The organism is Acinetobacter sp. YH12126, from assembly GCF_013418745.1.
In the GTDB taxonomy this organism is placed as follows: domain Bacteria; phylum Pseudomonadota; class Gammaproteobacteria; order Pseudomonadales; family Moraxellaceae; genus Acinetobacter; species Acinetobacter amyesii.
In genome coordinates this window covers 41,308-63,781 of sequence record NZ_VPBM01000018.1, presented here as the reverse complement: position 1 = coordinate 63,781, position 22,474 = coordinate 41,308, and the positions used below count along the sequence as shown (strand labels likewise).

Annotated in this window: 21 protein-coding genes; 6 read left to right on the top strand and 15 right to left on the bottom strand. The window is 41.1% G+C overall.

Translation table 11 applies throughout. From position 1 onward, the window contains the following. Nucleotides 1–11: 11 nt before the first annotated feature. The 6 genes from FTU62_RS13035 to FTU62_RS13010 all read right to left on the bottom strand — a co-directional run bounded on the left by FTU62_RS13035 (nucleotide 12) and on the right by FTU62_RS13010 (nucleotide 4,795). Nucleotides 12–653, bottom strand: a complete 642-nt coding sequence (locus FTU62_RS13035) for a MotA/TolQ/ExbB proton channel family protein (RefSeq protein WP_180102897.1) — start codon at nucleotides 651–653, stop codon at nucleotides 12–14. Nucleotides 654–684: 31 nt separating this feature from the next. Beyond that, nucleotides 685–1,572 (bottom strand): ParB/RepB/Spo0J family partition protein, encoded by an 888-nt coding sequence (locus FTU62_RS13030; RefSeq protein WP_180084215.1) that lies wholly within the window; start codon nucleotides 1,570–1,572, stop codon nucleotides 685–687. Next, nucleotides 1,569–2,351 carry a ParA family protein gene (locus FTU62_RS13025; RefSeq protein WP_078188958.1) on the bottom strand — a complete coding sequence of 261 codons (783 nt, stop codon included), beginning with the start codon at nucleotides 2,349–2,351 and terminating at the stop codon, nucleotides 1,569–1,571. Before FTU62_RS13025 ends, FTU62_RS13030 begins: the two co-directional genes overlap by 4 nt. 24 nt (nucleotides 2,352–2,375) lie before the next feature. Next, the gene (rsmG, locus tag FTU62_RS13020; RefSeq protein ID WP_180003083.1) at nucleotides 2,376–3,008 is read right to left on the bottom strand and encodes a 16S rRNA (guanine(527)-N(7))-methyltransferase RsmG; all 633 of its coding nucleotides are present in this window, start codon (nucleotides 3,006–3,008) and stop codon (nucleotides 2,376–2,378) included. 84 nt (nucleotides 3,009–3,092) lie between these two features. Beyond that, nucleotides 3,093–3,782: an N-acetylmuramate alpha-1-phosphate uridylyltransferase MurU gene (gene murU / locus FTU62_RS13015; RefSeq protein WP_180023918.1), complete on the bottom strand. Its 690-nt coding sequence runs from the start codon at nucleotides 3,780–3,782 to the stop codon at nucleotides 3,093–3,095. Continuing rightward, nucleotides 3,782–4,795 (bottom strand): aminoglycoside phosphotransferase family protein, encoded by a 1,014-nt coding sequence (locus tag FTU62_RS13010; RefSeq protein WP_180023919.1) that lies wholly within the window; start codon nucleotides 4,793–4,795, stop codon nucleotides 3,782–3,784. Before FTU62_RS13010 ends, murU begins: the two co-directional genes overlap by 1 nt. 120 nt (nucleotides 4,796–4,915) lie before the next feature. On the opposite strand from FTU62_RS13010, the gene FTU62_RS13005 reads away from it, so the two are divergent. Then, entirely contained in the window at nucleotides 4,916–7,387 is a 2,472-nt protein-coding gene (locus FTU62_RS13005; RefSeq protein WP_180102896.1) for an LPS-assembly protein LptD, read from the top strand. Continuing rightward, entirely contained in the window at nucleotides 7,387–8,694 is a 1,308-nt protein-coding gene (locus FTU62_RS13000) for a peptidylprolyl isomerase (protein ID WP_078193677.1), read from the top strand. Before FTU62_RS13005 ends, FTU62_RS13000 begins: the two co-directional genes overlap by 1 nt. Before the next feature lie 154 nt (nucleotides 8,695–8,848). Here FTU62_RS13000 and hfq read toward each other — a convergent pair whose 3' ends face one another. The 4 genes from hfq to tsaE form a co-directional block, all read right to left on the bottom strand. Beyond that, nucleotides 8,849–9,361 carry an RNA chaperone Hfq gene (hfq, locus tag FTU62_RS12995; RefSeq protein WP_180102895.1) on the bottom strand — a complete coding sequence of 171 codons (513 nt, stop codon included), beginning with the start codon at nucleotides 9,359–9,361 and terminating at the stop codon, nucleotides 8,849–8,851. Nucleotides 9,362–9,453: 92 nt separating this feature from the next. After that, entirely contained in the window at nucleotides 9,454–10,398 is a 945-nt protein-coding gene (miaA, locus tag FTU62_RS12990; protein WP_180102894.1) for a tRNA (adenosine(37)-N6)-dimethylallyltransferase MiaA, read from the bottom strand. Nucleotides 10,399–10,404: 6 nt separating this feature from the next. Further along, on the bottom strand, nucleotides 10,405–12,417 hold the full coding sequence (gene mutL, locus FTU62_RS12985) for a DNA mismatch repair endonuclease MutL (RefSeq protein ID WP_180102893.1): 2,013 nt from the start codon (nucleotides 12,415–12,417) through the stop codon (nucleotides 10,405–10,407). Next, a complete protein-coding gene (gene tsaE, locus FTU62_RS12980; protein WP_180102892.1) occupies nucleotides 12,407–12,886 on the bottom strand; it encodes a tRNA (adenosine(37)-N6)-threonylcarbamoyltransferase complex ATPase subunit type 1 TsaE in 480 nt (159 codons plus the stop codon). The genes mutL and tsaE overlap by 11 nt, the downstream gene beginning before the upstream one ends. 135 nt (nucleotides 12,887–13,021) lie before the next feature. On the opposite strand from tsaE, the gene FTU62_RS12975 reads away from it, so the two are divergent. From FTU62_RS12975 to FTU62_RS12965, 3 genes are all read left to right on the top strand, one after another. Next, nucleotides 13,022–13,927 (top strand): pseudouridine synthase, encoded by a 906-nt coding sequence (locus tag FTU62_RS12975; protein WP_180102891.1) that lies wholly within the window; start codon nucleotides 13,022–13,024, stop codon nucleotides 13,925–13,927. Between the two features lie 112 nt (nucleotides 13,928–14,039). Continuing rightward, the gene (locus tag FTU62_RS12970; protein WP_078193683.1) at nucleotides 14,040–14,387 is read left to right on the top strand and encodes a type II toxin-antitoxin system RelB/DinJ family antitoxin; all 348 of its coding nucleotides are present in this window, start codon (nucleotides 14,040–14,042) and stop codon (nucleotides 14,385–14,387) included. 98 nt (nucleotides 14,388–14,485) lie between these two features. Continuing rightward, nucleotides 14,486–14,929 (top strand): GNAT family N-acetyltransferase, encoded by a 444-nt coding sequence (locus FTU62_RS12965; RefSeq protein ID WP_180102890.1) that lies wholly within the window; start codon nucleotides 14,486–14,488, stop codon nucleotides 14,927–14,929. 136 nt (nucleotides 14,930–15,065) lie between these two features. On the opposite strand, the gene FTU62_RS12960 is transcribed toward FTU62_RS12965, so the two are convergent. Further along, entirely contained in the window at nucleotides 15,066–15,782 is a 717-nt protein-coding gene (locus FTU62_RS12960) for a pseudouridine synthase (RefSeq protein ID WP_180102889.1), read from the bottom strand. Nucleotides 15,783–15,933: 151 nt separating this feature from the next. On the opposite strand from FTU62_RS12960, the gene FTU62_RS12955 reads away from it, so the two are divergent. Continuing rightward, nucleotides 15,934–16,389: a DUF441 domain-containing protein gene (locus tag FTU62_RS12955; RefSeq protein ID WP_111885075.1), complete on the top strand. Its 456-nt coding sequence runs from the start codon at nucleotides 15,934–15,936 to the stop codon at nucleotides 16,387–16,389. 32 nt (nucleotides 16,390–16,421) lie between these two features. Here the strand turns inward: FTU62_RS12955 and FTU62_RS12950 are convergent, their stop codons facing one another. The 4 genes from FTU62_RS12950 to FTU62_RS12930 all read right to left on the bottom strand — a co-directional run bounded on the left by FTU62_RS12950 (nucleotide 16,422) and on the right by FTU62_RS12930 (nucleotide 22,385). Further along, nucleotides 16,422–17,588, bottom strand: a complete 1,167-nt coding sequence (locus FTU62_RS12950; RefSeq protein WP_249706701.1) for a CynX/NimT family MFS transporter — start codon at nucleotides 17,586–17,588, stop codon at nucleotides 16,422–16,424. Nucleotides 17,589–17,906: 318 nt separating this feature from the next. Then, nucleotides 17,907–18,917 carry a sensor domain-containing diguanylate cyclase gene (locus FTU62_RS12945; RefSeq protein ID WP_180102887.1) on the bottom strand — a complete coding sequence of 337 codons (1,011 nt, stop codon included), beginning with the start codon at nucleotides 18,915–18,917 and terminating at the stop codon, nucleotides 17,907–17,909. A 588-nt stretch (nucleotides 18,918–19,505) separates the two neighbouring features. Continuing rightward, a complete protein-coding gene (locus tag FTU62_RS12935; protein WP_078189020.1) occupies nucleotides 19,506–20,426 on the bottom strand; it encodes a LysR family transcriptional regulator in 921 nt (306 codons plus the stop codon). 243 nt (nucleotides 20,427–20,669) lie between these two features. Further along, entirely contained in the window at nucleotides 20,670–22,385 is a 1,716-nt protein-coding gene (locus tag FTU62_RS12930) for an AAA family ATPase (RefSeq protein WP_180003112.1), read from the bottom strand. Nucleotides 22,386–22,474: the final 89 nt, after the last annotated feature.

The window sequence follows — 22,474 nt, the reverse complement described above, 5'->3', positions numbered from 1 at the left end:
GCAGTCTCCACTCAGCTGGCTTTCTGAATGTCCTGACTTTCTACTTCAGGTGTTTTTTTATAAAACAAAGCGGCATGAAATAATGTCGACTGCTGTTCTAACTCAGCCACATATTCTTGAACCAAACGTTGGAAATAGCGATGCGCAAATAATGCAGGTACAGCAATTAACATACCGGCAGCAGTGGTAATCAAGGCTTTAGAAATACCCGGCATCATCAACACTGGATCACTATTGGTGCCTATATCAATCATTAAGAATGCTTCAATAATACCGATCACCGTACCCAACAAACCTAGTAAAGGTGCAACAGCGCTTAAAGTGCCCAAAAAGTTGATATTTTTTTCTAAATAACCAATTTCTTGTGACGCTGTGACTTCCATTTGCGCACGTGCATATTGCTCGTTTTGATCTTTACCAGCGTAACCTGCGCCCAATACACGACCCAATGTACTTTGCTGTAAAGTTGGACTTTGCTTTAGCTGCTGCACCACATCTTTCACTGATGTGTTTACATTCATCATCAAGTCTTTTGGCAACACCATTGATTTCTTTAAACGAATAAAGCGCTCAATGGTAATGGCTACCGTAAAGATCGAACAAATGACGAGCGGGATCATTAACCACCCGCCCGCTTTGACTAATTCCCACATTTGATTTTCCCCAATAAATCGAATTTAAAAATTATTCAGCTAGACAAATATTTAAAATGCCATCTAGCTCTTCAAGAGTATGGTAGCTAATCACCAGCTTGCCTTTCCCTTGTTTATTATGATCAATTTTCACGTCTGCACTGAAACGATCAGAGAGACGTTGTGTCAGTTGTTGAATGTCTGATGAAACAATTGGTTTAGCTTTTTGTTGTTTTGGTGCATTCAAATCACGAACAAATTGTTCGGTTTGACGTACAGACATACTTTTTTCAATCACCATTTCAGCAACTTTAAGCTGATCTTTGGCTTTTAACGTCAAGATCGCACGTGCATGCCCCATATCGAGCAAACCTTGCTGCATAAAGTCTTTGACTTGATCCGCTAAAGACAAGAGGCGTAGCAAGTTACTAATCGTGGTACGTGCTTTACCGACCGTGTCAGCAATCTCTTGATGACTTAAACCGAACTCGTCATGGAAGCGTTGCAAAGCCATGGCTTGATCGATTGGGTTCAAATCTTGACGTTGAATGTTTTCAATCAATGCCAAAGCAATGGCAACTTGGTCACTCAACTCACGAACAATGGCTGGAACTTCGGTTAAACCTGCAAGCTGAGCCGCACGCCAACGACGCTCACCTGCAATAATTTCGTAGGGATGCTTTTCATCTTCGACAGGACGAATCACGATTGGCTGCATGACGCCATGCTTTTCAATCGATGCAGCAAGTTCTTGTAAATCTTGTTCTTTAATGAAACGACGCGGTTGATACTCACCACGTTTCAATAAATGCACATCAATTTGTTTTAACTGTCCATGATCTAAAGCTTTTGCTTCGAGCTGTAGTTTTTCTTTTTGGATTGAGCCGAGTAAGGCATCCAGACCACGACCTTTAGCCAGTCCGCGTTTTTTTACGGTCATGCTTTAGTTCCTTTTTTTACTTTGGTTTTTTTTAACATCTCAGCTGCCAAGTTCAAATAAGCAACTGCACCCTTCGAGCTTTTTTCAAAATAAATCACTGGTAAACCGTGCGCAGGCGCTTCAGCCAAACGAATATTACGCGGAATGACCGTGTCATAAAGTTTCTGACCGAAGTATTGTTCAAGCTCAGCAGACACATCACGTGTTAAGGCATTACGCGCATCGTACATGGTACGAAGCACACCCACGATCTCTAGATCTGGGTTTAAAGCTTGCTGAATACGGTCAATGGTTTGGGTTAGGTCAGCCAAACCTTCTAGGGCATAATATTCACACTGCATTGGAATCAGCACAGCACGTACCGCTGCAAGTGCATTGACAGTGATCAAACTTAAACTTGGTGCACAATCGACAATAATATAGTCGAAGTCTTTTTCGACGCTTGCCAATGCTTCACGTAAAATAAACTCACGACCGTCTTGATCTGCAATTGCAAGCTCAACGCCAGCTAAGTCACGGTTTGCACCTAAAACCTTATAGCCCACTTCCGCTTTATAAATAGCGGTTTCAATTGGCACTTCACCAAGTAAGACATCCGTGACTGAATACAACAAATCATTTTTTTGAATGCCCGAACCCATCGTGGCATTGCCTTGTGAATCCATGTCCACAAGTAAAACTCGTTTTTTTAATATGGCTAAAGATGCAGCCAAGTTCACAGCAGTTGTGGTTTTACCTACGCCACCCTTTTGGTTTGCAATCGCAATAATTTGAGCCATGGTAACCCCAGTCCTTTGAAAATTTTAAATACGTTTAAGAAAAATTAAATGACGCTGCTCATCAAGTCGTGGAACTTTTAATGCAACGATATCAATCTTGAAATCACTTTTCAGTGTTTCAACTTCTTCTTCAGGAATTAAGCCTTTCATCGACGCGATAATACTTTGCGCATGCATATACGGTTTAGACGCATCCACAAAATCCGTTAACGATGCAAAAGCACGACTGGTAATCACATCAAACTGCCCCAGTTCATTAATGCTGTCTTCATTTTCGACACGTGTTTGTACCGCAATGACATTTTTTAGTTTTAAGTCAGCAATAAATTGTTTTAAGAATCGAATTTTTTTACCGTTGGCATCTAAAAGCACACATTCACGTTCAGGCTGACACAGTGCAATGATCATGCCCGGCATGCCACCACCCGTACCGATATCCAATAAACGACCTGCAGGCAAATCATTTAGGATACTTAAGCTATCCAATAAATGCTTAACCAACATTTCTTTAGGATCACGAATAGCAGTCAAGTTATACGCTTTGTTCCACAGCACTAGGGCATCTTGGTATTTCAGCAATAGATTTAATGCTTCTTCACTCAAATCTAAGCCAAGCTTTTGACTACCTTGCTTTAAGTCTTGAAAAAAAGGATGCATAAAGAAGACATCTCAATAAAAATTAACTGAAGTATACCGATTTCTAAGCCGTGGAACAGTAGCTAACGCTTAGCGAATATGCACTTAATCGTACATGCCTTGGCGAATCTGTAGATCTAGATCACTTAAACGCTCAGGTGTGCCAACATCAACCCACGCAGTTTGCATTTTCTCTGCAGAAATTTTTCCATCCAACATGGCTTGTTTCAATAATGGTGCGAGCGGACGCTTACCAGCTTCCAATCCATCAAACATATTTGGATGTATAACTGCGATTCCGCTATAGGTGAGTGCCTCGCCTGCATGTTCTTGCTCAAAGGTATAACTACGCCCAGCATCCAAGATAAAATCACCCTTAGGATGTTGCGCTGGGTTAGTCACATAGACCAAGTGTGCCAAGTCATCATTTAGCTCAATATTGAGCAAAGCTGAAAAATCGTAGGTCGTCCAAACGTCACCATTCACCAAAATAAACGGTTCTGTCCCAAGCAAAGGTAAAGCATTAATAATGCCACCAGCTGTTTCCAGACCTTCCGCTTCACGTGTCCAGCGAATATTCACACCAAACTGCGAACCATCACCCAAAGTACCAATCAGGATATCTGCAAGCCATGCAGAATTGATGATAATTTCAGTTACGCCAATTTTTTTTAGCTTTTCTATATGCCAAACAATCAGTGGTTTTCCACCCACTTCAAGCAAAGGCTTTGGCTTATACAATGTTAAAGGGCGCATCCGATTTCCGAGACCCGCAGCTAAAATCATGGCTTTCATTATGCAACAACCTCATAAGTGCCGTATTTGGCTTCAAATTTCGGCAATACTTTATCCTGAATAAATTGCATAAAAGGTTGTAATTCTGCATACGGTTTACTTTCTTCAAGTAAATACCACATCACACGCGGCAAATCTTTGAGATAACCTGACTTACCATCACGCTCAAATAAGCGCACAAAAATGCCTAAAATTTTGATATGACGTTGAATCGCCATCAGGTCAGCGTCTTGTTTGAATTGCTCAAAGTTACGACCTTCTTTAGCCGATGCAGGTAGCAAATCATAGAACGTCTTAAACCATGCATAAACACGATCTGCATTCCACTGCACATAAGCATCACGTGTGATTGAGATCAAATCATAAGTATCCGCACCAATCACTGCATCTTGGAAATCAATCACGCCCTGATCTTGCTCACCATCAAGCACCATCAAATTACGGCTATGAAAATCACGATGCACAATCACTTGAGGCTGAGCCAATGCAGCATTGGCTAAGATAGCAAAGGTTCGTTTAATCAGTGCCGATTCTTCTTCAGTAGGCTGCACTTGTAGAGATGGCAATAACCAATCGGTTAACAGCTCCATTTCAGAAATCAGCTTTTCATAGGCATATGCAGGAAAATGAGCAGTTCCATCAATTGACTGCAATTGAATCAACTGTTTAAAACTTTGAGCATAATGTGCGTCTACGGTTTGATCATTCAACAACGTAGACAATAAAACATCACCAAAATCTTCTAACAATAAGAAGCCTTGATCGAGGTCTTTGGCCACGATATGTGGTACACGCACGCCATGTGCATCAAAAAATTCATCAATCGACACAAAAGGACCACAATCTTCTTTTTCTGGTGGTGCATCCATGAGCATAAATGTTTTATTATTCAATTTGATTCGTGCATAACGACGGAAGCTTGCATCGCCTGCTAAGAAGTTAATTTCAAATTGATCTGAACCGAGTACAGATGAAATCCATGTTTGTATCAATTGTTCACGTTGTGTATTCATTTGCGATAAATTCTAATACAGGCTGAGTTTTTAAAGTGCTAAGTGTAGCTACTTATCAACTTTTTCTCTATGATGCGACAATAATTAATTGCGATTAAGCATACCTGGTTAATGAGACAAATGAAGCATCAGTTTAAATTTAATCCTTTAGCGACTGCGATCTTAACCCTTCTATGTGGTAGCTCGTTACCAAGCTATGCAGCACCTGTTTCAAACCCGTCCACGGATGACGATACAGAACAACTCAAACAAAGCATTTCAGAAGCTTATCCGGGGCAGCAGTTCTTCGAACAATATTATGTCGATAAATCTGCACCTGAAGCACAGATTCGCAACACCAATCAATTAAGTTCTGCGTTTTGTACAGGCACCTGGATTACCCCAGTTGCTCCAACAACAAAAGCTGTTGCCCCAGAAGATGCAACCTCTACCATTACCGCAGACTATGGTCATTTTGACCCGAATGGCGACTCCATTCTTGAAGGTAATGTTCTGATTGACCAAGAAGGTCGTCAAATTCGTGCCGATCAAATCAAAATTGATAAAACCCAAACTTATGCCAATGCTTCTGGCCGCGTGCAAATGGCACAGTCTGGGCTGATTTCTCAAAGTGATTCGATTGATTACAATTTAAAAACCCAACAGGGTGATTTAAATAACAGTTTCTTTATTGCTGAACAGCAGCATGCACACGGTCGCGCTGAGAAAATTTCACGTACTTCAACCGAAACACTCGAATTAGAAAACGCTGTTTATACCACTTGTCCACCTGATGAAAAACCAACGTGGAAAATTCAAGCAGACAAAATTAAGCTGAATCAAGAAACTGGCCGCGGTGAAACCAAAGGTACAACATTATATGTAAAAAACGTACCTGTGATGGCTGTGCCCTATTTCAACTTCCCGATTGATGACCGTCGTACCACAGGTATTTTGACCCCAAGCTTTGGTTTTACCAATGATGGTGGTGTTGAACTTGCCGTTCCCGTCTATCTCAACCTTGCACCAAACTATGATGCAACGGTCACACCACGTTATATTGCAGACCGCGGTCCAATGATGGAAGGCGAATTCCGCTATCTCACTGAAAACTTTGGTTCAGGGATGGTGTGGGGTGGTTATTTACCATCCGACCAAAAGTATGATGATCAGGATCGTAAAGACTTACATTTCCTACATAACTGGAGAATTAACGATCAATTTACAACCAATTTAGAATACAATTATGCATCTGATAAAGACTATTTCTCAGATCTCAATAATAATCCAAACTCAAAAACTGACCTGAACTTACGCCGTGCATGGGAACTCAATTATAAAAATGGTATCCCTGGCCTAAAAGCACAGCTTAAAGTGGAAGACTTCCAAACACTGGATAAAACTGTCAGTGATGAAGACCGTCCATATGCGCGCTTGCCGCAATTCCTACTGAACTACAAGACTGGTAATCCGCTCGGCTTACAGTACGAATTTAACAATGATACGGCTTACTTCAAAAAGAACTTACGTAGTAATAATATTCCAAGCAATACTGGCGATTCGCCAATGTATGAGCCAAGCGGCGCACGTATTTATAACGACTTTAGTGTGCGTTATAACTATCGTAACCCATGGTCTTTTGTAATACCAGAAGTGTCTATTCGCAACGTCAACACGATTTACGATCAAGACACCGTTAATGCACAAAACATTAGCTCATCAAATGAAAGTAAATCGGTCGTTGTACCGCAATTCACTTTAGATGCGGGTCTTGTGATGGAGCGCGAAGGTCGTTATCTTCAAACCTTAACGCCACGCTTCTTCTATGCATATTCTCCATACAAAAACCAAGACACTAATCCGAACTTTGACTCAACTACAGCGTCAATTAATTATGACCAGTTATTTAGTCCGCGTCGGTTCTATGGTAATGACCGTTTAGAAGACAACAACTTCGCATCTCTAGGCTTGAGCTATAGTTTATTTGATGATGTTGGTCTTGAGCGTTTAAAAGCCAGCGTTGGTCAAAGTTTCTATTTTGAAGACCGTCGTGTCACACTGAACAACGTCTCTGATAAATTTGATACCGAACGCCATACCGGCCCTGTCGTGAGCATTTCTAGCCAACTATCTGACAGCATCAGTGTGAATGCCAATTCAGCATGGATGGCGAATGGTGATAATGCTCAGCGCGATATTCAAATGTATTACACAGGAAATAAAGGCAATTTATACAATGTCGGTTATTTCTATCGTAAAGACATTCCTAACCGCCAAGACAGTTATGACCAAGCAGTAGCATCGTTTATTCAACCTATACACAATAACTGGCGTATTATTGGTCATGCACAATATGACCTCGACAACAGTATTGCGCGTGAATATTTACTGGGTGTGAACTACGAGTCATGCTGCTGGGGTGTTTCAGTTTATGGTCGTTCGTACTATAACGATTTAGATGATGTAACATCTTCGGATGTTAAACCAAAACGTGCCATTATGGCGGAGTTCACCCTAAAAGGTTTAGGTGGCTTCAACAATAAATTAACCTCTTTGCTTGAAAACAGAGTGTTGGGTTTTAACAATATTAATCAATCTTGGACAGAACGTTAATGAAGACAAAACAGTTAAAACAAATTTTTAAAGCGTCAGCCTTGGCACTTTGCCTATCAACTTCTGTATCTGTATTTGCTGCTGCGCAACCTAAAGATGAAATTGTAGCTGTCGTTGACAATAGCGTGATTCTACGTAGTGATCTTGATCAAAGCATTGCCGAGATCACTCACCAATTTCAAGCAAAAAAACAAACCGTCCCACCGACTGAATACTTGCAGCAACAAGCTTTAGAACAGCTGATTTCGCGCCAAGCACAGCTTGAACAAGTTAAACGATATAATGTCAAAGCGGATGAAAAATCGCTCAATGAAGCTGTACTTAAAGTTGCAAAAGACGCAGGCTCCCCAAGCTTAGAAGCGTTTCAGCAAAAATTAGATGCTGTTGCGCCAAATACCTATGCAGGTTTACGTGCACGCATCGCTGAAGACATCGCTTTACAACGTCTACGCCAACAGTTGGTCACTTCTCGCATTCAAATCAGTGACCAAGATGTGAAAAACTTCTTAAGCTCACCACAAGGTCAAGCTGCGTTAGGTAATCAAGTTCATGTCTTACATGTACGTGTAGCTAGCAGTGATAATGCCGTTAAAATCGCGGAAGACATTCGTAAAGAACTTGCAGCAAGCAACGATGTAAAAGCGATTACTAGCAAATATAGTACCAAAGACATTAAAGTTGACGGTGCCGATATGGGCTTCCGCAACTTATCTGATATTCCAGATGAACTTGCTGCACGTGTAGCACCTTTGCAAGTTGGTCAAACCACTGAACTAATTTCAGTACGTGATGGCGTTCATGTTTTAAAATTGGTCGACCGTAAAAGTGGCGAACAAAAAGCCATTGTTCCTCAATACCAAACTCGCCATATCCTGATTCAACCATCTGAGGTCGTGAGTCCTGAAAATGCCAAGCAAATGATCGACAACTTGTATAATCGCCTGCAAAAAGGTGAAGATTTTGCGGTCTTGGCTTCAACGTTCTCGAATGATACTGGTTCTGCTGCCAACGGTGGTAGTTTAGGTTGGGTTAGCCCAGGTGTTATGGTTCCAGAATTTGAAGCAATGATGAAATCAACAGCGAAAGGTGAAATCAGCAAGCCTTTTCAGTCACAGTTTGGTTGGCACATCCTTCAAGTGACCGATACACGTCAACAAGATATGACACATGAAGTACAAGAACGTATGGCCCGTCAGATTTTAGGTGAGCGTCAATTTGACACTGAACTGGACAGCTGGCTACGTGAAATTCGTAACAATGCCTATGTTGAAATTAAAGATCCTACTCTAGATCGTAAAAAGAAATAAGTGAATAAACAAAAAACCAGCTTCGGCTGGTTTTTTTATGTCGATTCTTATCATCATTCAGCACTTTAGTAATTATTACATACCCTTTGTGAAAACAATCTACTCTTTTATAGGCAAAAAAAAACCTCCCATTTGGGAGGTTTTTTTAATTCAATTAACGATTGTTGTTTTCGTCGTCTTGAGCATCTTCAAATTTAGTTTCGCCATCAAAACCAGCATTTTGACCGCCGAAACCACTTTGACCACCGAAGCCACCTTGACCACCGAAGCCACCTTGAGAGCCAAAACCACCTTGACCACCGAAGCCACCTTGGCCACCGAAGCCACCTTGACCACCGAAGCCGCCTTGGCCACCGAAGCCACCTTGTTGACCGCCGAAGCCGCCTTGTTGACCACCGAAGCCGCCTTGTTGACCACCGAAGCCAGCAGCGCCTTGAGCACCAGCAGGAGCACCAGCAGGACGTGGGTTACGTGCTGGAACAACAGTTGAAATAGCGTGTTTGTAAACCATTTGGCTTACAGTATTTTTTAATAAAACAACGTATTGGTCGAAAGATTCAATATGACCTTGTAATTTAATACCGTTGACAAGGAAGATCGACACAGGAATACGTTCTTTACGGAGAGAATTTAAGAACGGATCTTGTAAAGTTTGACCTTTAGACATGTTATAACTCCAAAAAATAATAAAAATCAGCGCAAAAGCTACCTTTACTTTTCAATTAAAAATTATCAAAAAGGTAGTCTGTAAATTTTGCTTTATCCGTAGCACTTTCGCAAGTCTTCTTGAGCCTGCTGCGCAGTTAAATATGTAGTAAATTTATGCGTTTCTTGCAAAGATCTTAACCAAGTATATTGACGTTTTGCAAGTTGTCGTGTTGCAAAAAGTGCCTTATCCTCCATTTCACGCTGTTTATCGCTACTTTGATCACTATTTTTCAAAAAATCTAAAGCTTGACGATATCCAACTGAGCGCATAGAGGGTAAATTTTCATCTAAATCGTATTTTTCAATGAGAGCTTTCACTTCATTTAAAAATCCAATTTCCCACATTGTTTTTAGACGTTGAGCTATACGCTCATGTAATTCTAATCGGTCTGGCAATAATGCGTAATTATGAAAATTGTAACGGTATGGTACGTTTTTAGGTTGCTCAGCTTGTAACTGCGTAATGGGTTTACCTGTTAATTTAAAAACTTCGAGCGCACGGATAATTCGTTGCTTATCACTCGGTTTAAATTTTTCACCTGCCAATGGGTCTACATTGCACAGTTCTGCATATACAGCATCCCAACCTTGCGACTCAGCTTTGGCTTCAATTTCAGCACGTACAACATAGTCTGCACTTGGTAAGTTTGAAGACAACCCTTCCAATAAAGCCTTGTAATACAACATTGTACCACCGACTAAAATCGGTGTTTTACCTCGTACATGCATATCATCAATCAGTACACACGCATCTTCCACAAAGTTCGCTGCCGAATACACTTCTAGCGGACTGATAATATCAATCAAATGATGTGGATATTTCTCCAACTCAGCTTTACTCGGCTTGGCCGTACCAATATCCATATCCTGAAAAACCAAAGCAGAATCGACTGAAATTAATTCGAATCCACCTTGCTCGTATAACTCACATGCCAAGGCGGTTTTACCGCTTGCAGTTGGTCCCATTAAGTTGATGACCGGCAATTGATTTGACATGTAAAACTACTCTCCCCGAGCAAAAAGTTTATCTAGCTGTGCCAATGGAAACGCACGCCACGTCGGACGTCCATGGTTACATTGGCTGGCAAATTCAGTTTGTTCCATCTGACGCAGTAATGCATTCATTTCAGATAGACTTAAAATACGGTGTGCGCGTACAGCGCCATGACAGGCCATGCCTGCCAATATTTGATCACGCTTTTGTAGTAACCCTGCAACCTGATCACTTGGGTCTAAATCATTTAATAAATCTGGAATCAGCGCATCAAAGTCTGCTTTATGCAAAATGGCAGGAACACCTCGGACAATGACTTGCTCATCGCCATATTGGTCTATTTCTAAACCTAGGCGTGCCAATTGTTCTTTGAGCTCATCGACGCGCATCGCTTGCATCCGACTGATACTGACGACTTTAGGAATCAGCAACTGCTGTGATGTCCAAAACTCAGGTTTATCCCAAGCTGTTTTCATCTGTTGCAAAACAATGCGTTCATGTGCCGCATGCATATCAACAATGATTAAACCTTCGGTGTTTTGGGCCAAAATATAAATACCATGCAATTGCGCAATGGCAATCCCCAAAGGATGCTCATCGACTTTCTGCTGAATATGTTCAGCCAAAGAAGTATCAGGATCATTTGTAGATTCAGTTTGACGTAAAGGCGCTAAATAACTTTGCAATGCATTATTGAGCTGTCTGGAACCCGCTATATTTGACTGATATCCGGCGCTATTGATCGATACATTTGAATTTTGCTGTGTATACCCTTCTTGCCCTGTTGACGCATGATTTGACGCATATTGCACAGCAGTTGGCGAACTAAAATCAGTAAGCCCGCCTGCGATCTCTGGACTGACAAAATTTGTGCCTTGCTCTGCAACTGGCTGAGGTTGATGTAATGAAAATTGTTCCTGATGACGCGGCTGCGGAATAATATTTTCGTGTGCCTGCCCATCAAGTTTCATTGCAGATGACAATTCGGCGGTCGCGGTTTGAAATTGCGCTAATGTCGATTTGGCAAAATGACGAACAAACTCATGTACTTCACGTTGATTTAGAAACCGAATTTCATGCTTGGTCGGATGCACATTCACATCGATATTTTCAGGATCAACTTCCATAAATAACAAATAAGCGGCATGTTGATGTCCATGCAAAATACCATCATAAGCCATCCGAAGTGCATGTGAAACTGTCTTGTCTTTTACGATACGTCCATTCACATAAACGTATTGCATATCGGCCTGCGCACGTGCGTCTGAAGGATGGCCTAACCAACCACTGAGACGCATATTGACGCTATCAGCATCTATCCAGTACGCATTTTCAGTAAATTGACGGCCTAGTAACTGCTGCACCCGCTGAAAACGCAGCTTACCACTGTCTGCAATAGGCAAGTTCAGCTTAATACTATTGTTATGCTCAAGGACAAAACGTACATCAAAATGGGTCAGTGCCAAACGACGGACAATTTCTTCGATATGTCCAAATTCAGTCCCCGGTTTTTTGAGAAACTTACGCCGTGCAGGCACATTAAAAAATAAATCTTGCACACGGATGGTGGTGCCTTGCGTCGCTGCCACAGGCTGAATTTCTTGCGAATCAAATGCGGTGCCATTTACTTCGACCTGATAGCCTACACCGTCATCATTTTGGCTACTGGTCAATGTCAAACGAGACACCGCAGCGATCGAAGCCAAGGCTTCCCCACGAAAACCTAGACTTACAATGGCATGCAAATCTTCAGCAGTTTGGATTTTACTTGTGGCATGGCGCATGACCGCCAAAGGTAGATCTTCAGGGTGAATACCCCGACCATTGTCTATTATTTCAATCAGTGTACTGCCGCCTTGTTCAATACGAACAATCAGCTCAGTCGCCCCTGCATCAATGGCATTTTCCAGTAATTCTTTGACCACAGAAGCAGGACGTTCAATCACTTCCCCTGCGGCAATTTGGTTGGCTAAAGCAGGATCAAGCGTTCGAATGCGGCGGGCACTGATTTCATTCAGCATGGTTAAATTTTTGCTCCAAAGCGTTTTGCAAAGTTTCTGAAGAATAGCTTAAAGTCGCTGTACGAGTGGTTTCATCCGCAGACTTTTCAATATTAATAATTAAATCAGCCGCAGGGATTTCGTCGCCCCCTTTAGATGGCCATTCAAATAAAAATAGGGCGTTCGTCGTTTCTAAATAATCACGGATACCCATAAGTTCAAGCTCATAGGGGTCATTCAGACGATATAAATCAAAATGAAAAATATCTTGTCCTTGAATATTGTAAGGTTCAACCAATGTATAGGTTGGACTTTTTACCGCACCTTGATGACCCAAGTGTTGTAAAAAATAACGTGTTAACGTGGTCTTTCCTGCACCCAAGTCACCAATTAAATACGCTACACCCGTCGTAAAATGCGTCGCCAGTACGGTAGCTAAGTTTTGGGTATCGACTTCACTATTAAGTTCCAGACTGAATGAATACTGCATATTACTCACAACATGTACATAAGAATTAAATATGATAGCATCGCACTGGCTAAAATGGATATGTTCACACTATAGATTGAGCATTTTTCATGATGTGTTCTCTGCTTTATTTGCTCAGTTTTTAGATCTTTCTTCATGCACAGTTTTGAATTTACTCCCCCGATGATCAATGGTGTTAGTGCCAGTAAAGTCTTCCTTGACGGTCAACACACACAAGCCACAACGGTCTATGCATATTTGTGTGAGCAATTTCCTCATATCCAAGCAGTGGAGTGGCAACAACGATTTAAGGATGGTCTAGTCTATGCTGCAGATGGTGACGCTTTAACGATAGACAGTCCTTTTGAAGCAAATCGTCATGTTTATTATTATCGATTCTTAGCGCATGAAATTCATGTTCCCTTTGAGCATCAGATTTTATTTGAAAATGATCATTTCATCGTGGTCGATAAACCGCATTTTCTCACCATAAGTCCGACCGGTCAGTATGTACAAGAAACCTTGTTGGTTCGACTCAAAAAACAAACGCAGCTTGAACACCTGACACCGATTCATCGTTTAGATCGTGAAACTGCCGGTGTGGTTCTCTTCTCCAAATGTGTCGAAAGCCGTGGGCTATATCAACAGATGTTTGCCAAGCGGCAAGTTCAAAAAACCTATCATGCCATTGCAGCTTATCGAGATGACTTAAATTTCCCAATCACAACTCGCTATCGTATGGAAAAAGGTCAGCCATTTTATACAATGCAACTGGTAGATGGTGAGCCTAATAGTGAAACATACATTAAGCTCCTCCAGCAGCATGGAAACCATGCAAAGTATGAATTAAATCCCCATACCGGCAAGCAACACCAACTTCGTGTACATTTAAATGCTTTGGGCATTCCAATTCAAAATGACCCCTTTTATCCAGTAGTACAACATAAGGCAGATGACGATTTCAGCCAACCTTTACAACTACTTGCGAAACAGCTTAAGTTTATCGATCCTGTGACAGAGCAGGCTTTTCAATTCAGTTCTGCCTATGAATTGACACTGTAAATCTATTGTCATTACATTAAATTGATAAAATACTGCCAAACTTTCTTGAATTTATAACAGTTTTGATTAGAATAAATGCGAAAAGTTAAGTATTTAAAAGCTTTCTAAGAATATGAGAAAAACTGAAGTCTACCAAATCCGTCTCGATTCACAGGAAAAGAAACAGGCCTTTGCCGTTTTTAAACAATTAGGCATTACACCTGCACAGGCTGTACGTCTATTCTTTAAACAAGTTGTTTTAACCAAATCGATCCCCTTCTCTATTGAAAACCAAAATATCAATATTGAACAATTGATTAAGTTACGCAAATTAAAACAACAAGAAGCCCAAGCTATTTCAACCATTGAAATTAGCCCTGCTGAATTAGAAATTTTAAATAATGATCCATTATTAGATGATGATCATCTCGACTTGTTTGAAGAACTCAATGCAATTTTGGGTGAAGGTGACAAAACTTAACACTGTCGCATTTATAAACAATTTATAAATCAACCAATTTCGAAATTTCGATATGCTTCATGCAAGACTGATAAAAATAGCATGGAGTATAGAAAAAAATGATCGTTCGACGCGCAACAGAAGCAGACCTTCATCCACTTGCTGTTTTATTTGATGAATATCGCCAATTTTATGGCACCTCTTCTCATCTTGATATCTCATATAAATTTCTAAGACAACGTTTTGAAAATAATGAAAGCGTAATTTTTATTTGCTTAAAAGATGATGTGATTACTGGGTTTATCTTACTGTATTTGGGCTTTTCATCTGTGGCTTGTTCAACTTACTATATTTTAGATGATGTCTATGTCAGCCCTGTATATCGTCGTCAAGGTTCAGCTAAACAATTGATCGATACCGCTGTTCTCTTTGCACAACATGAAGGTGCGCTTCGAATCAGCCTCGAAACTCAAAAAAATAACTATCACTCACATCAACTCTATGAATCGATGGGCTTCATTAAAGATGATGAATTTCAAACCTATCATTACTTTATTCGCTAATGCTCTGCTAGGCATTAAAAACATCATCAACGCATATTAGAAACGCATCTTTAAATAATTAGCAGACATATTTATGGGCTTTAATACCGCACATTCATCCTTCAAATGATGACCTATCAAAGCCCAGTACCCATTACTATGCAGTGATATTTTCACGAAATTTCGATTGTTCAATTTGCGCTGCATTCAAATAGATCCATTCACCCTCAGCGAGATCATCAAGCTTTAATTGTCCTATTTGAGCACGATGTAAAGTTTCAACTTTATTGCCGACAGCCGCCAACATCCGCTTCACTTGATGATATACCCCTTGATGAACAGTCATTTGTAATTGCTGTGAAGCCAATAGCTGCACATCGGTTGCAGCGAAAATGCCTTTTTCGTTTCGCAGCTCCACGCCTTGTTCTAATTGTTGTATTTGCTCAGGTGTCACAGGATCTGCGGTATGCATCGAATATACTTTGGCAACATGCTTTTTAGGGTGTGTCAGCGCTTGTAGATATTGACCATCATCCGTGAGCAGCAACAGTCCAGTGGTGTCTTGATCCAGCCGCCCGACGCATTGCAAACCACGATTTAACAGCACATCATCAAATAATTCAAAAACACTAAAATGATGGGTTGCCTGATGCGAACATTCATAACCTTGGGGTTTATTTAACGCGATGTAAACATGCTCACGATAGGTATAGTCCTGTCCATGCACACTGTAAGTTAAATCATTTAAGTCCAGTTTTTGCTTTGGATTATCTACAATCTCACCGTGTATTTCGACCGCACCATTTTTAATCAACTGTTGGCAATATTTACGCGAACCAAAACCTTGTGATTGCAGCATTTTATCCAAAAACATAGAACAACCTAATAAACACCATATATTGCTATTTTATACTGAACAACGAGCCAACTTGCAGGAAAAATAGCGGAAATGATCTTGAACGCCAGTTTTTAATGTTTCTGCGCTACACTATTGATTATTTATTGAAGTTTCTCACGAATATCCTATGTCTCAGTTGGATTTAAATCTGATCGTGTTATTGGTGTTATTGGCTTGTGGCATCTTTAGCCACAATACAGCGATCACCATAGCTGCAGGTGTCTTGATTGTTTTCCGCATCACGCCTTTGAGTGAATTTTTCCCCTATCTGCAACAATATGGCTTAAACATTGGCATTATTATTTTAACCATTGGCGTACTCACGCCGATCGCAAGCGGGAAAATACCCGGCGATTCAATTTTAAAATCCTTTTTAAGTTGGAAATCCCTCGTCGCAATCGCCATTGGCATCTTTGTCGCATGGCTAGGCGGACGTGGTGTCAAACTGATGTCCAATCAGCCAGATGTAGTTGCCGGACTATTAATTGGGACAGTCGCAGGTGTTGCCATGCTGCGTGGTGTACCTGTCGGCCCACTCATTGCAGCAGGCATCTTGTCGCTACTGATTGGGATTAAACAATAAGGCCGTTGCTGACATAGCGGTTTAACAAAATTTTAATTTGAGCCATACTGCATTTGAAATAAACGTCGACTAAGCATGATTCCAACGAATGATAATGCTGACATCAATATACCCGCCCAAAACCACGTTCCAGTTTGTGAAACCACAGTGGCAATCACAGGAGGCAGAACAAATTGTGATATGGCAGAGCATTGTAAAATCATGCCGACCGTCGTACTAATTGCCGCAGGATAAGGTGCAAAATGCAGTGCTTGTGCAAAGACCGTTGCAGCAACCAAGCCCCCAAAAAGCGAAAAACTAAACACCGTTAAATATTGCAGTAAAAACGGTAACGCATCTTTAAAGAGATAAAATCCTAAGGAGCAAATGATTAAAACAGCAAAACCCAGTTGGACTAAAGTTTTAGCTTGAAAACCACGCTGTAATAACAGTCCGCAACCCCATGTGCCCACAGCATTCGCAACGGCAACACTGGCTGTTAAAGCACCCGCCAGCTCTGCTGAAATTTGGTTTTGAGCATAAATCATCGGTAAGAAGCCTACCAATGCAAACCACTGCCCTGCATATGTCCCAAAAATGAGCGCCAAAAGCCATGCTGCAGGATGTTTCAAAGTATCTCTAATGAGACCAATAATAGGTGTTGTATTCAGCGCCACATTAGGCTGAGGAATAAACATGGCGATACAGAGTAGTAATGCTGCAGTAATCATAGCGAAACTGAGCCAAACCACACTCCAACCATATTGAGCAATTAGAAATGGCGCAACCAATAATGCTATCCCCATACCTCCGCCCATATAAGCACTCCACAGTCCCATCTTTGCGCTGATGTGCTGTAGCGGTACAAGCTGACGGATAAATGCAGGCCCTGTGAGTGTCACCAATAAGAAGCCAAATCCTTCTATGACACGCAGTAGCAACAAGACATCAAAGCTTTGTGCAAAGCTCCCCCATGCACTTGCTATCGTCAATAGACTTAAGCCCAATAAGATACACAGTTTAAATCCAATTTTTTGGATATAACTACCAATCAACAATGCAAAGCACATTCCTGCACCCTGTACTAGTGAGAGCAATAAACCAGACTGAATAAAGCTAATGCCGAGTTGCTGTTGTAATACAGGTATTGCGGGCGGTAGTTTCCCGATATGCATTGCAGCAATAAAACCTGCCGCAATAATGAATAAATCTTTTGACATCCCTTTCATTGAATTGTCATGCTCTTTTCGCCATGCAATAGTGCACAGCTTAACAATTCAAAATATTATTTTGAGTCAAAAAACAAATGACCTTAGATGATTTTTCAATTACTAAATGATGTTACACCGTCACATTCGAAGCGTACTTTGATTCAAATTAAACAACGATACTTAGTCATGTCATCCGCATTTGTTTGAGACAGGACAAGTTTTCATCAAAACGTTTTGCGATACTTTAGATAATATGAAGGTAGTGAACGAATTTACCTGCATAACTATGAGTGAATTATTTAAGCAGTGAGATATTTAGGCAGTGAGTTATTCAGGATTGATTTGTTTCCGTTCACGCTTATTGGCGTACATTTTTAAATCAGCCATTTCGACCAATTGATCGATAGATTGAGCATCTTCTGGAAATAAAGCCATGCCTATACTGGCACCAATTTTCAAGCTCATTTGCTCAAATGCAAACGGCAGTCCGCAACTTTCTGCGATTCGATTCATCGCCGTTTGCGCACGTTCTAAGTTGGCAATATTGGTTAAGATCACAGCAAATTCATCACCACCCAAGCGTGCAACCAAGTCATCTTGACGTGTTTCACGCAAAATGCGCTGTGCAATTTCTTTCAGTGCAGCATCCCCAATGCGATGTCCAAACTGATCATTAATCGGCTTCAGACCATCCATATCAATCATCAAGATACCCAACACTTTTTTCTGCGCACGTGCTATTTCTATCCCTTGGCGTAAAAAGTCGACAAACAAAGCCCGATTAGCTAAGCCGGTTAAGCTATCTTGCGTCGCCAATTTATATAGCTCTGTCGCACCGAAACGTGTCGCATGGTACATCGCCGCAGCGATCAACTCAGACATCAAACTTAATATATGTAAATCGGCTTCCTGAAAGGCATCGACTTGGTCAGAGTAAATCTTTAAAACACCGACACCTTCATCACAATGAATCAATGGCACCACAACCATCGAACGCAATCCAACACGTTGACATGCCACGCGATCTACCCGTGCATCTGTTTCCGAATCTTGGCAATACAGTGTTTGTTTTTGCGCGATACATAGCCCCGATAAGCTATTTTCAATATGTAGTCTTAAACCCAGTAAATGGCTCGCCCCGCCAGACACTGCACGATAGACCATATCACCATCTTCAGCCAACTCTACAACTGCACCTTTAGCATGTGTAATCTGCTGCGCCTGTTCTGCGACCACGGTCATCACTGCATTTAGATCTAAACCCAGTTTGGCAATAGCTGTCTGCGTTTGAATCACAGACATGAGTTGAGTTGGTGATGGTTCTATAGAATTGGGCATGATTGAGTTCAAACAGGGTTCAATGTGAGATACAGCCCAATTCTAAAAATTATTCATCCACTTGTATAGCAATCTTAAAGTGATTTCTGTGCATTCAAGCACTTTAGATACAACTCTTTCAAATACTACTCTTCGAAAGAAAATGCACTCAAGGAAACAACAGAGCATGCAGAATCATCGATACACATATCGAAGGTTGGGGAAAGTCATGATGTTTGGATGACCCACGTATTTTCCGACTCTCCCCTGGATATTATTCCAACGCGTAAATTTCACTCTGCATCCATTCTCCGCCTTCCAGTTGCACATCGACAGCCACACGTTGATATTCAGCCCCTTAAAATTCATCTAAAGCCGCCCAATGTGCGGCTAAGTTTTCAGAGATAAAAACATAGCCTTCAATCGCATGACCTGCCTTCGATAAACGAATGCCCGGACTGCCCATCGCCGCCCCCAGCCTTTATCTTCTAATTCACCCCACACCACACCTTTCTTCCACACGCCACCAATGCGATCCATCACGTGAGCATTGGGCTGACCTAGACGTCATGTCCCGTATACAAAAAGACTCTGAGTCATAGATCCCCCTTAGTTGGAATAATATTGATTGCGCTTTTGTGAGAATTTCGCCAACTGTTTTAGGAAGCCTTCAAAATAGCTTTTTTCAGCCTCTTCGGTACGATAGCCTGCGTACAAGGTCCGTCTTAAACCTTCAGGTGAAACACAATCTAAACGTCGAGAGGTCACCCAACCTTTTTGTTCATATTCATTTACCACCCAATCTGGTAATGCCGCAATACCACGACCACTTGCAACCAACTGAATCAGCATCTGGGTCAAATCTGTAGTACGGACGTGTTTAGGCTGAATATTGGCCGGTAAAAATAATTTTGCCATGATATCTAAACGATGTTTATCGACCGGATAGGTAATCAGCGTTTCTTCTGCTAATTCTTGAACAGTCACATTTGTCGCACGAACCAATGGATGTGTATTGGACAATACCAAACGAGACTCATATTCAAAGATTGGGAAATATTCTACACCTTTTAAATTGATTGGGTCTGCCGTAATCAGAAGATCAAACTCGCCTGTTTGTAATAGTTCATGCGGATTGGCTTCAAAGCCAGAAGCAAAGTCCAAATCTACATCAGGGTATTGCTGACGGTAGACATTCAATAACGGCATCAGCCAGTCAAAGCAACTATGACATTCTGAAGAAAAAATAATTCGGCCGGTTTGACCATGCACAATCCGTGTAATGTCCGATTGCGCAATTTGAACTTGCGGCAAAATATCATCAGCAAGGCGTAGTAAACGTTGCCCAACATTCGAAAAAGTAACAGGACGTGTGCGTCGGTTTACCACCTCAACCCCATACCAATGATCTAGCTCTTTCAGCTGGTGTGAAAGAGCAGAAGGCGTTAAACACAGATCATTAGATGCAGCGACCAAAGAACCGTGTTCTCTGAGTGCCAATAAGGTTTTGAGATGGCGTAATTCCAACATGATTGTTCTCAACTAAACTTGGGAGCAACTTTGCAATCGAATATTTTTCGCAAAGCATTAATGAATTATACTCACCTTATCATTATTTTATTAAATTTTATTCATTTAAAGTTTTATTTGGAACTTTAATCACCAATTCATCGTTTTTAAGCAGATGCAAAGGATGAAAATAAACACGATGCCCTTATTAAAAAAGCCAGATTGATCAATCTGGCTTTAAATGTATGTAATCCAAAGAATGTGTTATTCCACAAATAATAAAGCCAAACGAACTTGATCATATCCCATGCGTGGACTGGTCAACTCCACAATTGGGCGCAGCTTAACCGTGCCGTCATCGTTATAATGTGCTGGGTCTTGTCGTTTCGCCAAACGTTTATAAATTTTACGCACCTGCTCAACCACGTCTTCTCCCGGATGTGCCACCGATATATCTAAACCTTGCTCTTTTTGCAGACGAGCCAAATGGTTAATAATGGTGGCTGGTGTTAAACCACGCTCCACTGCAATATCTTGAATTTCATAACCTTCCTCAAACAATTCACGAGTTTGATCTAAAGTCGCTGTGGCAAAGCTTTGTTTCGCACCAGTTTTGGCAATTTTCTTTTCATTGCGCTCGATTTCCACTTCATTCAGTGTTCCGCCACAATGACGAATAAAGGCTTTATGTTGTACTGTTAAATCAGCCTCTGCAAAATTGGTTTCCGCTTCATCAGAGAGTTCCTGAAAGCGTCGATCGGCTTTAATGGCCAAACTGTCGAGTTCTAAGGCTTGTTCATTAAAACCAAGTAAACGCAAACCATCTAATGTTTTTAAACGCGACAATGCCACATAACCCTGACCTTTCTCAAAAGTATGCGTCAAGTTAATTTCAGCCGCTGCAAGGGTCATCCCTTGAGATTTATGAATGGTAATCGCCCAGGCCAAACGCAGTGGAATTTGTTGGAAACTGGCAATGGTTTTACCATCATCATTATCGACAGACCATGTTTCAGGTTCTACCACCAAGGTCGTGCCATCAGTGAGTTTTACTTTAGGCAAGATGCCATATTCATCATCTTCTTCAAAACCTATCACTTCACCGAGGCTGCCATTGATATAGCCCACGTCAAAGTTGTTTTTTACAAACATCACTTTGGCATTTTTCTTTAAGGTCAAAGTTTCCGGCGCACGCACTGAAGATTTTAAGGTTTCGATCAGTTTATCATTACCATCACATTGGGCATCAAACTGGCGAGATTCCTGTTCAATTTCATTTAGATGTTTATAGTTAATACTATCTACATCCATATTATGGGTATACAAGCGCGTAAAGGTTTCACCTATATTTTGTGAACTTGTCTGCCTTAAAGCATGCAAATGATCGCCCGTAATTTGCTGAGCACGAATCGCATTTAGAATATCATTGAGATAGTCATTACCCTGACGATGTTGTTCGGTCAAATAACACACGCGAAACTTCGCTTCTACCCATGCCTCAGACATAAAGCAAAACTTGTCACGGTTTAATTCACCTTTGCGTCCCACAGGGGGTAACTGGAAGAAGTCACCTGCAACAATGACTTGAATCCCCCCAAAAGCATCTTCACTGTCTTTAAAAAATTTTAAAACTTTATTCACCAAGTTTAATTGCTTGGCATGCAACATCGAAATTTCATCGATGATTAAAACTTGGGCATTTTCCAAATGCTCTTTTAAATATTTACGTTCTTTTAAGCGCTTTAACTCATCTTCGGAAATCGCATCTTTAATCCCAATCCCTGCCCATGTATGAATTGTCATGCCATTCATATGGGTTGCAGCAATCCCTGTAGAAGCCGTAATTGCCACCGGCACTTTGCGCGCTTTTAGATAATTGATGTACTGATTTAAAGTATAAGTTTTACCTGCACCAGCCGAACCTGTTAAAAACACATTTTCGCCTGCTTTGAGCAGCTTTAGTGCAGTTTCTTGTTTCATAAGACCTATACCGTAAAAGAACGGCTATAGCCTAACGATTTTTGACTCAAAAGTTAAGCGCACAACACAGTTTACTAAATCCGTATTTC